At 64.2% G+C, this 14,139-nt stretch carries 12 protein-coding genes; 6 read left to right on the top strand and 6 right to left on the bottom strand.

The genetic code is table 11. The annotated features are described in order from the left end of the window. Nucleotides 1–5 precede the first annotated feature (5 nt). The 6 genes from OX460_RS02530 to OX460_RS02505 all read right to left on the bottom strand — a co-directional run bounded on the left by OX460_RS02530 (nucleotide 6) and on the right by OX460_RS02505 (nucleotide 5,281). Nucleotides 6–563: a type II secretion system protein gene (locus OX460_RS02530; RefSeq protein ID WP_251348312.1), complete on the bottom strand. Its 558-nt coding sequence runs from the start codon at nucleotides 561–563 to the stop codon at nucleotides 6–8. After that, nucleotides 553–1,143, bottom strand: a complete 591-nt coding sequence (locus tag OX460_RS02525) for a type II secretion system protein (RefSeq protein ID WP_289897533.1) — start codon at nucleotides 1,141–1,143, stop codon at nucleotides 553–555. The genes OX460_RS02530 and OX460_RS02525 overlap by 11 nt, the downstream gene beginning before the upstream one ends. 104 nt (nucleotides 1,144–1,247) lie before the next feature. Further along, nucleotides 1,248–1,865 (bottom strand): type II secretion system protein, encoded by a 618-nt coding sequence (locus OX460_RS02520; protein WP_289897532.1) that lies wholly within the window; start codon nucleotides 1,863–1,865, stop codon nucleotides 1,248–1,250. Further along, a complete protein-coding gene (locus OX460_RS02515; protein ID WP_289897531.1) occupies nucleotides 1,835–2,341 on the bottom strand; it encodes a prepilin-type N-terminal cleavage/methylation domain-containing protein in 507 nt (168 codons plus the stop codon). The genes OX460_RS02520 and OX460_RS02515 overlap by 31 nt, the downstream gene beginning before the upstream one ends. Further along, on the bottom strand, nucleotides 2,341–3,576 hold the full coding sequence (locus OX460_RS02510; RefSeq protein WP_289897530.1) for a type II secretion system F family protein: 1,236 nt from the start codon (nucleotides 3,574–3,576) through the stop codon (nucleotides 2,341–2,343). The genes OX460_RS02515 and OX460_RS02510 overlap by 1 nt, the downstream gene beginning before the upstream one ends. 1 nt (nucleotide 3,577) lies before the next feature. Continuing rightward, on the bottom strand, nucleotides 3,578–5,281 hold the full coding sequence (locus OX460_RS02505; protein WP_034781098.1) for a GspE/PulE family protein: 1,704 nt from the start codon (nucleotides 5,279–5,281) through the stop codon (nucleotides 3,578–3,580). A gap of 208 nt (nucleotides 5,282–5,489) precedes the next feature. On the opposite strand from OX460_RS02505, the gene OX460_RS02500 reads away from it, so the two are divergent. The 6 genes from OX460_RS02500 (at nucleotide 5,490) to OX460_RS02475 (ending at nucleotide 14,132) form a co-directional block, all read left to right on the top strand. After that, the gene (locus OX460_RS02500) at nucleotides 5,490–6,218 is read left to right on the top strand and encodes an ABC transporter ATP-binding protein (RefSeq protein ID WP_251348308.1); all 729 of its coding nucleotides are present in this window, start codon (nucleotides 5,490–5,492) and stop codon (nucleotides 6,216–6,218) included. Beyond that, complete coding sequence (locus tag OX460_RS02495) at nucleotides 6,215–7,738, top strand: AAA family ATPase (protein WP_251348307.1); 1,524 nt, start codon at nucleotides 6,215–6,217, stop codon at nucleotides 7,736–7,738. Before OX460_RS02500 ends, OX460_RS02495 begins: the two co-directional genes overlap by 4 nt. 107 nt (nucleotides 7,739–7,845) lie before the next feature. Next, entirely contained in the window at nucleotides 7,846–9,804 is a 1,959-nt protein-coding gene (gene mshL / locus OX460_RS02490) for a pilus (MSHA type) biogenesis protein MshL (RefSeq protein ID WP_289897529.1), read from the top strand. After that, entirely contained in the window at nucleotides 9,801–11,216 is a 1,416-nt protein-coding gene (locus tag OX460_RS02485; protein WP_289897528.1) for a tetratricopeptide repeat protein, read from the top strand. Before mshL ends, OX460_RS02485 begins: the two co-directional genes overlap by 4 nt. A gap of 7 nt (nucleotides 11,217–11,223) precedes the next feature. Beyond that, entirely contained in the window at nucleotides 11,224–12,927 is a 1,704-nt protein-coding gene (locus tag OX460_RS02480) for an ATPase, T2SS/T4P/T4SS family (RefSeq protein WP_289897527.1), read from the top strand. Further along, on the top strand, nucleotides 12,927–14,132 hold the full coding sequence (locus OX460_RS02475; protein WP_251348303.1) for a type II secretion system F family protein: 1,206 nt from the start codon (nucleotides 12,927–12,929) through the stop codon (nucleotides 14,130–14,132). Before OX460_RS02480 ends, OX460_RS02475 begins: the two co-directional genes overlap by 1 nt. Nucleotides 14,133–14,139: the final 7 nt, after the last annotated feature.

Here is a 14,139-nt window from a genome sequence, read left to right as displayed (position 1 = left end):
GATACTCATGGGATACTATTCGGCGCATAGCGCACGCGATAGCCGTCGAGCACGATCTGCTGGTCGGCATACGGCACGACCACCTGGATATGCAGGCTTTCCGTCGCAGGCAAGCCGTTCAGGGCTTGCTCGGTGATCGTCACCAAGGCAGTGTAATTCTGGGTGGGGCTGGCAGCCCAGGCATTACCCTGGGCATCCGTCTTGTACTCCGTGGCTGTGCCATACGCACTCACGTAATCGTTGACGTTGTCGAACGGCCTCCCCGCGCCGTTCGCCTCTTCCCCCGGCCCTTCCGGGATGGCGCAGCCGGCCGGGCTGGTCGCCGTTTCCGCGGCCGGGTCTTGCGGATCGCAATAGGTAAACCGCGCCAGCTGGATTTCTTCCAGCATGCCTTCGGCAATCGCCAGCGCCTGCTTGCGCAGCTGCGGATCGGCGCTGTGTTGCGTCGTCAGGCTCATCACGCCCAGGATGGCGGCCGAGGCCAGGCCGACGATGACGATGAACAGCACCAGTTCGATCAGAGTCACGCCGCGTTCACGCCGGCGCCGCTGGCTAATGGACATAGCCGGTCTCCCCCTCGACCGTGACGACGCGCTCCGTGCCGTCACCCAGGATACTGATGTTCAGCCGCGCCGGGAAAGCCGATGGCGCCGGGAACACATCGTTCTGCGCATATGGTTTGCCCAGCGCGTCGAAATAAAAACTGGGCTCGCCTGTCACATCGGTGGACAGCTTGACGTTGGACGGACGGCCTTCGCACAGCCAATTGCTCCCCAGGCAATACTGCTGCGTCTCCTTGCTGCCGCTGTTCTTGCCCGCGGGCGGCACCACTTTCTGGTCAGCGCTGCAAACGGCATCGAAGCACAGGGCCACGCTGTTGGCATCGATGCGCACAAACACGGCACGGTTTTGCGCCACCGCAAGTTTTTGCCCGTAGCGCACGATATTCGTCACCTGGTCGGCAAAACCGCGCGCGTCAAAAGTGTCGCGCTGGAAAAACCGGTTGACGGCAAAGGTCGCCAGCAAACCCGCCAGCACCAGCACGGCCACCAGCTCGATCAAGGTGAAGCCGCGTGGGCGGCACTGCAGCCTAGCCTGCGGTAGCGCCAGACGTTGCGGCAAGATGATCGATGGCAAGGACAATGGAGATACCCGTAAAAAAGCCCAACCGGCATAGCCTGGCGTTGGGCGGGCGGAAACATGGCGCGGCCGTGCCGGTTTGCCGGCACGGCATCTGCACGCCTGTATTAACTGCAGTTGGCCGGCGTGCCCAGGGCCGTCGCGTCAACCACCGGCGGCTGGACCGGTGTGGTGCCTGCGGCAGCCACGGCAGCCGTATAGGTCACCTTGCAATTTGGATGTTTACTGTCAGGCAATACAGTCAACACGGTCGCCGTTGCAGCAGTGGTGGTGGTATCGTAGTCAAGCAGACCACCTGCCGCCGCGGCGATGCCAGGCGAAGCGATAGACGGATAGCCGCTGACGCCCTTGACGTCCGTGCCTTCCATGGTGATGGCAACGCTGTCCGCAGGCGAACCCTTGACCAACCATTGTGCGTGGAACAGGGCCGAACCAGACTTCAAGGCACCCGCCGCCGCCTGCATCTTGGCCACGCGCGCCTCGGTCGACATGTCGATGAATTTAGGAATTGCCGTGGCGGCCAGGATGCCGAGGATCACGATGACGACGATCAATTCGATCAGGGTAAAACCTGCCTGGGCGCCGCTTTTCATACTACGTAAAGACTTGTTCATTCTTGCTTTCTCCAAAATCAAATAAAAAAACTTCAAAACCAACGCCATGACACCGTCGCTGCACCGGACCAGGAAGCGCGTCAGTTTGCCGCCGGGTCCGGCGATTGCCACACCACGATATCGGGTTCCTGGGCGAGCTTGTCAAGATCGGCATCCGCACGTGGCAAGGTTACCTTAAATTTCACTAAATCAACCCTTTTACTGGGAAAAATATTGCCATTACTAAACAAATAGATGATTTTTTGTTCTTTTTTATCGTACAGCCAATTCCCCGCTGGCAATTTTTCAAGCTCCGGCTGCGCGAACTCGCCCAAGTAGTTGGCCGGCTTATCCATCAGCCAGTCGAACGGATTTTGCCGCGCCAGCGCCGGCAACTGGTCGCGCCGATCCGCCAGGTACAGGTGCAGCACCTGCACCCGCAAGCTGGTGCGCAGCACGCCCAGCATCTGCGCCACGGCCACCTGCTGCGCCTGTCGCTGGTAATAGCCGACCCGGTTCAGGAACACGGCCGTCAGGATGGCGAACACGCCCGCCACCACCGCCAGCTCGAACAGGGTGAAACCGCGCTGGCGGAGCGGTGTTGCCATCAGTGCAGGGCCGCCCGGCCCAGGTCCCAGATCGGCAGGAAGATGCCCAGCGCCAGCACCAGCACCATGGCGCCGAGGAAGACGATCAAAATCGGCTCGATCTGCGCCGACAGGGTTTTCAGCTCGTAATCGACCTCGCGCTCGTACATGTCCGCGATCTCGTCCATCAGGTCGTCGAGCGAACCGGATTCCTCGCCCACGGCGATCATCTGCAGCACCACGGGCGTAAACACGTTGGCCGCGACCGAAGTGCGCAAGATGCTTTCGCCCCGCTCGACGCCGTCGCGCATCTGCTCCACGCGCGCGCTCAGATACGTGTTGTCGACCGTTTGCGACACCACCGTCAGCGCCTGCACGATGGGCACGCCGCTCGTGCTCGACAGGGCAAAACTGCGCGCGAAGCGGGCCATCGTGCCCTTCAGGATGATCTTGCCGGCGATCGGCAGGCGCAGCTTGGCGCGATCCCACTTATATAAACCCTCTTTCGTGCGCAGCCAGGCGCGCCAGCCGAAAAAGCCGCCCACGCCCAGCATCAGCAAAATGGGCCAGTACGTCACCGTAAAGCGCGAGATACCGATCAGGATGCGCGTCATCAGGGGCAGTTCCGCATGGAAACTGGCAAACACCTTCTCGAACTGGGGAATGACGAAGATGTTCACCACCACCATGGCGGCCAGCATGGCGAAGACGACGAAGGTCGGGTAGCGCGTCGCCGTTTTCACGCGCGCGCGCATGTCGCGGTCGAATTCCAGGTGGTCGAACAGGCGCAAAAACACTTCATCGAGGCGCCCCGTCATTTCACCCACGCGCACCATCGACAGGTAGAACGGCGTGAAGATGGCGGGATGGCGCGCCATGGCGGCCGACAGTTCGCGGCCCGCGTCGAGCGATTCGCGCACATCCTTGATGATGCGCCCGAATGCGGGACTGATGGCCGACTCCTGCAAGCCGGCCAGGCCGCGCATGATGGGCACGCCCGCCTTGAGCAGGGTGTACAGCTGGCGGCTGAACAATTGCACGTCCATGGGCGTGACCTTTTTCTCGGTCAGCTTGTCCCACCAGCCCAGTTGGTTGGCGCCCGCCTTCGTCACCGTCTGTTTCGTGGCGCTGATGTCGACGGGCGTGCTGCCGCCCGCCATCAATTGGTCGGCCACGGCGCCGCTGTCGGCGCCTTCCATGACGCCGGTCAACAGTTCGCCGCTGGCGCTGCGCGCCTTGTAGGAGAAAAACGGCACCTCAATCCTCGCTCTGGTTGCTGATGCGCATCGCTTCCATCACCGTCGTGCGGCCCTGGACCACCAGCTGCACGGCGTGGCGGCGCAGGGTTTCGCCCGCCATCTGCGCCGTCGCCACCTTCATGAAGTGGGACGGATCGGCATGGTTGGCGGCATCGGCCACGGCGCGCGTGATTTCCAGCAATTCGTACACGCCCGTGCGGCCCCGGTAACCCATGCCGTTGCAATGCGAACAGCCCTTGCCGTGGAAATACTGGTTGCGTTCGACCAGCTCGCCCAGTTCCAGGCGCAGCCATTCGTATTCGTTCGGCGTGGGCGCGTATGGCGTGCTGCAGCTTTCGCAGATCACGCGCACCAGGCGCTGCGCCAGCACGGCTTGCAGCGAGCTGCCCACCATGTAGCGGGGCACGCCCATGTCCATCAGGCGCAGCGGCGTGCTGATGGCGTCGTTGGTATGCAGGGTCGACAGCACCAAGTGACCGGTCATGGCGGCGCGCAAGCCGATTTGCGCCGTTTCCTGGTCGCGCATCTCGCCCACCAGCACGATGTCGGGATCTTGCCGCAGGGCCGAGCGCAGCACCCTGGCGAAATTCAGCTCGATCTTGTCGTTTACTTGCACCTGGTTAATGCCCGGCAAGCGGTACTCGACGGGGTCTTCCACCGTGATGAGCTTTTTTTCCACGGAATTGAGTTCGGACAAGGCGCAGTACAAGGTCGTCGTCTTGCCGCTGCCGGTCGGCCCCGTCACCAGCACGAGGCCGTTCGGGCGGCTGACAATGGCGCGAAATTGCGCCACCAGCGCGGGCGGCATGCCGATGGCGTCCAGGCGCAAGGTCGTGCCGCCCTGGTTCAACAAGCGCATCACCACCGATTCGCCATACTGCGTCGGCATGGTGGAAATACGCACGTCGATACGCTGGTTTTTCACGCGGATGGCGAAGCGGCCATCCTGCGGCAGGCGCTTTTCGGAAATATCGAGGTCCGACATCAGTTTCAGGCGCAGCGCCAGCGAACTGGCGATCTTGCTGTCCGCTTCCGTCTGCAGGTGCAGCACGCCGTCGATGCGGAAGCGGATCTGCAGCCGGCCTTCCTGCGGCTCGATGTGGATGTCCGAGGCGCGCACCTGCGTGGCATCCTCGAACACGGATTGCAGCAGCTTGACGATGGGCGCCTCTTCCAGGCCCGGATTGGCGGCCAGCGCGCCGAAGTCGACGGAAACGTCGCCCAGGTCCTGCTCCAGCTCGCGCGTCAGGGTGGAAATGTCTTCCGTGCGGCGGTAGATGCGGTCGATGGCGGCCAGCACTTCCGTCTCATTGACGACGGCCAGTTCGATATGGCGCTTGACCAGGCGCGAGATTTCATCGTACGCGAACAGGTCCGTGGGATCGGACATGCCGACCAGCAAACCCTCGCGGCGGTCTTCCAGCACCAGCGCGCGGAAGCGCCGCGCCTGGGTTTCCGGCAGCAGCCGCACCAGTTCGGGGTTGATGTTGAAAAACTTCAGGTTGATGTAGGGAATGTCGAGCTGGCGCGCCAGGGCGCCCGAAATCTGCTCTTCCGTGACGAAGCCGTGCTCGACAAAAACGCGGCCCAGCTTGCGTCCCGAACGTTTCTGTTCCGTCAAGGCCTGGCCCAACTGTTCTTCCGTCAGCAATTTCTGCTGCACCAAAATTTCACCGAGCCGGACTTTCTCTGGCCTTGCCATGCTTGCTCCTCGACAGATTCATCAGACGATGCACGCCAGCGGCGCGCGGGGGTATTTTATTCCAGAACCTGTTGTTTCTTAAAGAAAATACATTCCATCATTTGATTTTTGCGCATTTCAACACTCGGCAAGGAAACACTTGCCGCCCGCCGGCACCCATGACAATAATGGCGCTCGTCCCCCGTCTTGCCTGCCGACCATTGCCACTATGAACGCCTGCGCCATCGAGTTCCACAACGTGCATCTGCAGCTGGCGGGCAGCGCCGTGCTGCGCGGCGTCGACCTGCAGGTGCGCGCGGGAGAACTGTTCGGCCTGGTTGGCGTGAATGGCGCAGGCAAGACTTCCCTGCTGAAATGCCTGCTGGACTTCTGTACGCCCGAACGGGGCGAGATCGCCATCTTCGGCCAGCCGCACCGGCATGGCGCGGCGCGCCAGCCCCTGTCGTTTCTGCCGGAACGCTTCCAGGCGCCGTATTACCTGACGGGCGGCGACTTCCTGCGCTACCTGGCGCGCCTGCACAAGGTGCGCCCCGATGCGCAAGCGCTGCAACAAACCCTGGACGCGCTGGACCTGGCGCCGGACGCCCTGCTGCGCCCCGCGCGCGAGTATTCGAAAGGCATGATGCAAAAACTGGGGCTGGCCGCATGCTTGCTATCGGGCAAGCCGCACCTGGTGCTCGATGAACCGATGAGCGGACTCGACCCGAAGGCGCGCGCGCAATTCAAGCAAGTCTTGCGGCAAGCGCGCACGCAAGGCCGCGGCGCCCTGCTCACTTCGCATGCGCTGGCCGACGTGGAAGAATTGTGCGACCGCATGGCCATCCTGCATGGGGGCCGCATCGTGTTTACGGGCACGCCCGGCGAATGCCGCGCGCGTCACGGCGGCGCGCAAGACGCCAGCCTGGAGCAGGCTTTCCTCAATTGCATCGCAGCATGAACGCCGACACGCACGCCCCGCCCTCCACGCCGCCCGGACGGCCGTATGCGCCCTCGCCGCACGGCATGTATCTGCGCCATTTCGGCTTGCGCACGGCGCCGTTCGGCATCACGCCGGACCCGGCCTTCTTTTATACGGGCAATACGCGGGGCGAGCTGCTCGCTGCGCTGCTGTATGCCGTCACGCAAGGCGAAGGCATCATCAAGCTGACGGGCGAAGTGGGCAGCGGCAAGACCATGCTGTGCCGCATGCTGGCCGACCGCCTGCCGCCCCAAGTCGACGTGCTGTACCTGCTCAATCCCCGCCTGGAACCGGACGACGTCCTGCACGCCATCGCCGCCGAACTGGGTCTGGAACTGGACGGCTGCCGCGCCGACGCCGTCCTGCGCGCCCTGCACGGCGAGCTGATCGCCAGGCATGCGGCGGGACGCCAGGTGGTGTTGCTGGCCGAAGAAGCGCAAGCCATGCCGGGCGCCACCCTGGAAGCGCTGCGCCTGCTGACGAACCTGGAGACGGCCAGCCACAAGCTGCTGCAGATCGTCCTGTTTGGCCAGCCGGAATTGCAGAACACCCTGGACTTGCCCCAGTTCCGCCAGTTGAAGGAACGCATCACCCACAGTTTCAGCGTGCCGCGCCTGCCGCCAGCCTTGCTGGACGACTATCTGGCATGCCGCCTGGCCGCCGCCGGCCGCACGGCCCCGCTCGTTTTCACGCCGGCCGCACAGCGCCGGCTGGCGCGCGCGGCGCAGGGTATCGTGCGCAGGATCAATATCCTGGCCGACAAAGCCTTGCTGGCCGCGTTTGCGGACGATGCGCAGGAAATTAGCGCGCGCCACGTGCGCCTGGCCATCGCCGACAGCCCCTTTTACCGCCCGCCCTGGCATGCGGGCAAGCTGCTGGCAGGCGCCTTGAGCGCGCTGATGCTGTTGCTGGCCTTTGCTCTGCTGTGGCAATGGCAGGCAGGCAGCGAGGATCGGACAGCGGCGACAGCCAGCATGGCGACGCCGGCAAGCCAGGCATCCCACGCATCCCAGGCACGCTCCGCCGCGCCCGCCGACGCGGCCCCAGGCACACTCAAGGAAGCGCTTGTGCGCGCACCGCAGCCCGCCCCGTCGACGCTGCTCGACAGCAAACTGGCCGAATCGCGCGACTGGCTGGCGCGACAAGGGCCGAAGCAACTGGTGCTGCACATCGCCAGCTTGCCCGCCACCGAGACAGTTGCGGCGGAAACTTTCCTGCGGCAGGCACAGCAAGCCACCGGCCTGCACGACCTCCACGTGTTTCGCCTGCCTGGCACCATGCCCGCAACCGCGTCCGCGCCCGCAAATACGCCGCCCGCGACCTCCACCGCGCGCCTGCTCATCGTCTATGGCAGCTTTGCCGACCAGGCCAGCGCCGAAGCCGTGTGGGCCAGGCTGGCCCCGGCGTCGCCGCAGAAAATATTGCTGAGCGACATAGACAGTATCCGCACAGAAATAAAAGCCCTGGCACCGGAAAAACCGGGGCGTGGCGCCCCCTGACTTTATTTCAGCATATTGCCTCCCAAGCCTGCACAGCCGATTGCTTTTAAGCGATCATGCTGGGTAAAATTACAAAAGCACAACACGACTTCAAGGGCGAACTTTTCATGACTCAACACCCTATTCCTGTGCTGACCTCTTGGGTCGCCCTCGCCTGCAGCACCATGCTGGCCGGCTGCGCCACGCATCAAACGCCGCTGTCGCCGGCCCACCTCAATGCCGCGCCCGTCGCCGCCGGCGTCATTCCCGAACCGGTGCAGCAAAGCAGCGCGCTAGCCGCGCCCCTGCCCGCGCCCAAGGTGGAAACCTACAGCGTCACCGTGCACAAGGTGCCCGTGCAATCGCTGCTGTTTGCGCTGGCGCGCGACGCGGGCATGAATATCGACATCCACCCGCAGATCGAAGGCAGCGTCACCCTGAATGCGCTGAACCAGACCCTGCCGCAATTGCTGGCGCGTATCGGCAAGCAAGTCGATATGCGCTACGAAATCGATGGCAAGAACCTGACGGTGCTGCCCGACGCGCCCGTCTGGCGCACTTACAAGGTCGATTACGTCAACATGGCGCGCAGCACCAACAGCAGCGTGAATATCGCCACGCAAATCTCCACGGCGGGCGGCGGGTCGAACAACGCCAGCAACCCCGTGGGCAGCACGCAAGGCAGCGGCGGCAACGGCAATAACAATTCGACCACCCTCGTCGTGAATCGTTCGGAAAATAATTTCTGGTACAGCCTGGAAAAGAATATCCGCGACCTGCTGCGCGAGACCACGCTCAACGACGTGCAGGTGGACCCGCTGGCGCAGCTGAACCAGCAATTGACGAGCATGCCCGGCCAGCAGGGACAGCAAAGCCAGCAGCAGAACCAGGCAGGCGCCTACCCTGCCGCCGGTGCGGCCGGCCAGTACGGCGCCCAGCCGCCGATGCCGTATGGCAACCCGAATGGGAGCCAGAATGCGCCGGGACAGCAGGCGCCCGGCCAGAATGCGGCTCCCGGCCAGCCGCTGGACGCGAACGGCATGCCGCTGCTCAAACTGGCCAACAAGGGCAGCCCCTCGTCCGTGGTTGTCAACGTCGAGGGCGGCCTGATCGCCGTGCGCGCCACGGGGCGCCAGCATGAAAAGATCGCCGAATTCCTCGACGCGGTATTGCACAGTGCCAAGCGGCAAGTGCTGATCGAGGCGACCATCATCGAAGTGCGCCTGAGCAATGAATACCAGCAAGGCATCAACTGGTCGCGCCTGACGGGCAGCCTGCAATTGCGCCAGGGACAAGTGGGCACGGCGGGCCTGTCCAGCGGCGTCACGCCGAACGCCACGCCCGGCATCTTCCTGCTCAATTATCTGAAAGACAGCTTTTCCACCACCATCCAGCTGCTCGAATCGTTCGGCAAGGTGAAAGTGCTGTCCAGTCCGAAGATCAGCGTGCTGAACAACCAGACGGCCATGCTGAAGGTGGTCGACAACAATGTCTTCTTTACCATCAAGGTGACGCCCGCCGTGATCAGCTCGACGGGCACCATCACCACGCCGGCCACCTATGAATCGAAACTGGAAACGGTGCCCGTCGGCTTCGTCATGAGCGTCACGCCGCAGATTTCCGACAGCGATGAAGTGACCCTCAACGTGCGCCCCACCATCACGCGCATCGTCGGCTACGTGCAAGACCCGAATCCGGCCCTGGCCACGGCCAACGTGCAAAGCCGCGTGCCCGTGATCCAGGCGCGCGAGCTGGAATCGATCATGAAAGTGGGCAATGGCCAGATCGCCGTGATGGGCGGCCTGATGCAAGACTCCATCGACAATGCCAAGGATGGCGTGCCGGGCCTGTCCAGCCTGCCCTTGGTGGGCAATCTGTTTACCTACCGCAATGAGGCAAGCAGCAAGACGGAGCTGGTGATCTTCATGCGCCCCGTCGTCGTCAAGGATGCCAGCGTCGAGGGCGATTACCGCGATTACCGCTACCTGCTGCCCGGCCAGGCGCCGCTCAACACCCAGCCCTACACGGATGGCCCGCCAGCGGCGCCCGTCCGGCCGCAGGCGCGCTTGCAGGGAGACTTCCCATGAGCTTGCTGATGCAGGCGCTCAAGAAAGCCGAGCGCGCCAAACAGAACAGCCTTTCCGACGAAGAACTGGAAAAGCCGTCCGAAGCCTACGACCAGGTGCTGGAACTGGCGCCGGCCGACGCCCTGCCGCCCCGTCCCGCACCGGCACCAGCGCCCGTGCAGCCGGCAAGCACCTTGCGCCTGGAACCGCTGGCGGACGCGCCCGCGCCGCAGCCCGCATCCAGTGGCGCCCAGCCGGAGCCACAGCCAGGGTCACAGCAAGGCGCGCAGTCAGGCCCGCCCCCCGAGCCGCCGCGCGCCCGTCCGGAAGCGCCGCCCGCCCGGCCACGCGCCAGCCGCAGCAATCCGCCGCCGAAAGGCCCCACCGGACCCATCAGCGTCGACCCGGTCACCGTGCGCCTGGCCGTGCTGCTGGCGATCCTGCTGCTGGTGGCCGGCTCCATGGCGTACTGGTACTGGCGCGCCAGCACCAGCCCCGGCGCGGGCGCCAACTTGCCCGGCGTGCCCATGCCGCTGACGGATGCCCCGGGCACGGCCGGCGTCGCCGGCCCCGTCGTGGTGGTGCCGGCGACGGGTGCCGCGCCGCCGGACGCCATGACGCCCGCGGCGCTGCCGCCCGACACCCCGCGCGACGCGCGCCAGCCAGAGTCAGCACAGGACCAGCAGGCGATGATACAGGCGGCGGCCCAGGCCGCCGTAGCGGCGCAGCTGGCGCACATGGCGCCGCCCGCAGCGCCCAGCCTGCCACCGGTGGCCGCGCCCGACAACAGCCAGATCCAGGTGCAGCGCAGCGTGGCCGCGCCGCAAATCAACCCCGACGTGCAGCAAGCCTACCAAGCCTTCAACGGCGGCCAGTTGGGTCTTGCTCGTCAGCAATATGAAACGGTGCTGCGGCAGGATGCGACCAACCGCGATGCGCTGCTGGGCCTGGCGGCAGTGGCCCTGCGCGAAAACCAGGGCGCGCAGGCGGCGGCCCTGTACGTGCGTTTGCTGGAAATCAATCCCGACGATGGCGAGGCGCTGGCCGGCCTGATCGGGCTGCGCCAGGGCGACGTGGCGCAGAGCGAGGCAAAATTGAAAGCCATCCTGGCGCGCAACCCCGACAGCGCCCCCGTGCTGTTTGCACTGGGCAATGTGTACGCCAAGCAGCGCCGCTGGAACGAAGCGCAGCAGCAATTCTTCCGCGCCTACGGCGCCGCGCCAGGCAATCCCGACTATGCCTTCAACCTGGCCGTGGGCCTGGACCGGCTGAACCAGCCCCGGCTGGCAGCCACGTATTACCAGCGCGCCTTGACCCTGGCGCAAACGACGCCCGCCGCCTTCGACCAGGCCGTCGTGCAAACGCGCTTGCGCGACTTGGCGGCCCCTGCGGCCCCGGCCGAGCCGGCCGTCATCACCCCCCGTCAGGAATAAGCATCACATGGCAGAACAGGCAAAACTTCCCCTCGGCAAGTTGCTGATCCAGAAAGGCGTGATCAGCGAAGACCAGCTGCGCATCGCCCTGATCGAACAGCGGCGCAGCAGCGAACCGCTGGGCAAGCTGCTGATCACCCTGGGTTTTGTCACGGAAGCCACCGTGCGCGAGGCGCTCAGCGAAAACCTGAAACAGGTCAGCGCGGACCTGTCCAGCCTCGTGGTCGACGCCATCGCATTAAAGCTGATACCGAAGGACGTGGCCAAGCGCTACCGCGTCTTTCCCATCGTCTACGAGCGGCAGGCGGATAACCTGATCCTGGCCATGGCCGACACGAGCAACATCGTTGCGCTCGATCAAATCAGCGCCATGCTGGTCAAGGGCATCACGATTTCCACCGTGCTCGTCAACGAATCGGACATTTCGCGCGCCATCGACCAGTACTATGGCTTCGAGCTGTCGATCGACGGCATCCTGCACGAAATCGAAACGGGCGAAGTCAGCTATCAAAGCATGGCCTCGCCGTCGGACGAATACAGCCAGCCCATGGTGCGCCTGATCGATGCGCTGCTGGCCGACGCCGTGCAGAACGGCGCCTCGGACATCCATTTCGAGCCGGAACAGTCGTTCCTGCGCATCCGCTACCGCATCGACGGCATCCTGCGGCAAATCCGCAGCCTGCACAAATCGTACTGGCCGGCCATGGCCGTGCGCCTGAAGGTGATGTCGAACATGAATATCGCCGAGGCGCGCGCGCCGCAGGATGGGCGCATCAGCATCAAGTTTTCCGGGCGGCAAATCGACTTCCGCGCGTCGGCGCAGCCCACCACGCATGGCGAAAACGTCGTGCTGCGCGTGCTGGACCGGCAAAAGGGCATCGTGCCGCTGGACGCGCTGGGCCTGGCCGAGGCGGAATTGAACTTGTTGAAACTCATGATCGCGCGCCCCGACGGCGTGATCCTCGTGACGGGCCCGACGGGCAGCGGCAAGACCACCACGCTGTATTCGATACTCAACCATATCAATACGGAAAGCGTCAACATCATGACCCTGGAGGACCCGGTCGAGTATCCGATGAACATGATACGCCAGACCTCCGTCAACGAATCCGTCAAGCTGGGCTTTGCCGACGGCATCCGCTCGATGATGCGGCAAGACCCCGACATCATCCTCGTGGGCGAGATCCGCGACCGCGAAACGGCGGAAATGGCGTTTGCCGCCGCCATGACGGGCCACCAGGTGTATTCCACCCTGCATACGAGCTCGGCCATCGGTTCCGTGGCGCGCCTGCTCGACATCGGCATCTTGCCCGACATCATGGCCGGCAACATCATCGGCATCGTGGCGCAGCGCCTGGTGCGCCGTTTGTGTCCACATTGCAAGGAAACCGTCATCGCCGATACCATCGAGCGCCGCCTGCTGGGCCTTGCACCCGAAGCGCCCGCCGTCAGCATCTGCCGCGCCGCCGGTTGCGAACGCTGCGCGCACCAGGGCTACAAGGGCCGCCTGGCCATCATGGAAATCCTCAAGATGACGGCCGAACTCGATGAATTGACGGCGCGCCGCGCCAGTTTGCGCGAGCTCAAGGCTACGGCGCGCGCGGCCGGCTTCAAGGGCATCGTCGACGACGGCATGCGCCGCGTGCTGGAAGGCGTCACCACCCTGGAAGAAGTGGGCCGCGTGGTCGACCTGACGGAAAGGCTGGCCTGATGGCGCAATATGTCTACCGCGCAATGGATGCGGCCGGCGCCCTGATTCCCGGCAGCATGGAGGCGGCCAACGTGCCGGACCTGGAAGCGCGCCTGCACCGCATGCAGCTCGACTTGATCGACTGCAAGATCACGGGCCAGTACCTGGTGCTGCTGGGCAAGCGCATCATCCACCGCCGCGACCTGATCAATTTCTGCTTCCACATGGAACAATTGACGGGCGCGGGCGTACCCATCCTGGAAGGCTTGAACGACTTGCGCGAAAGCACGGACCACCCGCGCCTGCGCGAAGTCGTCACGGACCTGATCGAAAGCATCGAGGGCGGCCTGCCCCTCTCGGGCGCGCTGGCCCAGCATGGCGACATCTTCGACGCCACGTTCACCAGCCTGATACTGGCGGGAGAACAGAGCGGCCGGATCGCCGACGTCTTCAAGAACCTGTCGGAAAGCCTGAAATGGCAAGATGAGCTGGCTTCGCAGACGCGCAAGATCGTCATGTACCCCGTCGTCGTCGCCATCGTCGTGGCGGCCGTGACGTTTTTCCTGATGATCTACCTGGTACCGCAGCTGACGGCGTTCATCCGCAACATGGGCGGCGAGCTGCCGCTGCACACGCGCGTGCTCATTGCCGTGTCGAATGTCTTCATCGATTACTGGTATCTGCTGCTGGCCCTGCCCGTGCTGCTGTTTTTCGGGCTGCGCGCGCTCATCCGCCGCAGCGGGGCGGCCCGCTACGCCTGGGATGGCTTGAAACTTCGGCTGTGGCTGGTCGGTCCCGTGCTGCACAAGATCATCCTGGCCCGCTTCGCCACGTTTTTTGCCCTGATGTATGCTTCCGGCATCACCATCCTCGAATGCATCCGCCTGTCCGAAGGCATCGCCGGCAACCAGGTGGTGGCGGCCGGCCTGCGCCGCGCCGCGCAGCTGATCAGCGAAGGTTACGGCGTCACCGCCGCCTTCCAGCACACGGGCATCTTCCCGCCGCTGGTGATCCGCATGCTGAAGGTGGGCGAGTCCACGGGTTCGCTGGACACGGCCTTGCGCAATGTCAGTTACTTTTACAACCGCGAAGTGAAGGAGTTGATTGAGAAAGTGCAAGCCATGATCGAACCGGCCATGACGGTCATCCTGGGCTTGCTGCTGGGCTGGATCATGCTGTCGGTGCTGGGGCCGATCTACGACACCATCAGCACCATCAAAACCTGAGGCCGCC

Origin of the sequence: Janthinobacterium sp. SUN033 (assembly GCF_030397595.1) — a bacterium.
In the GTDB taxonomy this organism is placed as follows: domain Bacteria; phylum Pseudomonadota; class Gammaproteobacteria; order Burkholderiales; family Burkholderiaceae_D; genus Janthinobacterium; species Janthinobacterium kumbetense.
This window is presented reverse-complemented; position numbering and strand designations above follow the sequence as displayed.

Bases quoted from the DNA above. Each gene is read 5' to 3' on its own strand.
- OX460_RS02530 (WP_251348312.1), bottom strand. From the start codon at position 563: ATGTCCATTAGCCAGCGGCGCCGGCGTGAACGCGGCGTGACTCTGATC.
- OX460_RS02515 (WP_289897531.1), bottom strand. From the start codon at position 2,341: ATGGCAACACCGCTCCGCCAGCGCGGTTTCACCCTGTTCGAGCTGGCG.
- OX460_RS02505 (WP_034781098.1), bottom strand. From the start codon at position 5,281: ATGGCAAGGCCAGAGAAAGTCCGGCTCGGTGAAATTTTGGTGCAGCAG.
- OX460_RS02500 (WP_251348308.1), top strand. From the start codon at position 5,490: ATGAACGCCTGCGCCATCGAGTTCCACAACGTGCATCTGCAGCTGGCG.
- OX460_RS02495 (WP_251348307.1), top strand. From the start codon at position 6,215: ATGAACGCCGACACGCACGCCCCGCCCTCCACGCCGCCCGGACGGCCG.
- mshL (WP_289897529.1), top strand. From the start codon at position 7,846: ATGACTCAACACCCTATTCCTGTGCTGACCTCTTGGGTCGCCCTCGCC.
- OX460_RS02485 (WP_289897528.1), top strand. From the start codon at position 9,801: ATGAGCTTGCTGATGCAGGCGCTCAAGAAAGCCGAGCGCGCCAAACAG.
- OX460_RS02480 (WP_289897527.1), top strand. From the start codon at position 11,224: ATGGCAGAACAGGCAAAACTTCCCCTCGGCAAGTTGCTGATCCAGAAA.
- OX460_RS02475 (WP_251348303.1), top strand. From the start codon at position 12,927: ATGGCGCAATATGTCTACCGCGCAATGGATGCGGCCGGCGCCCTGATT.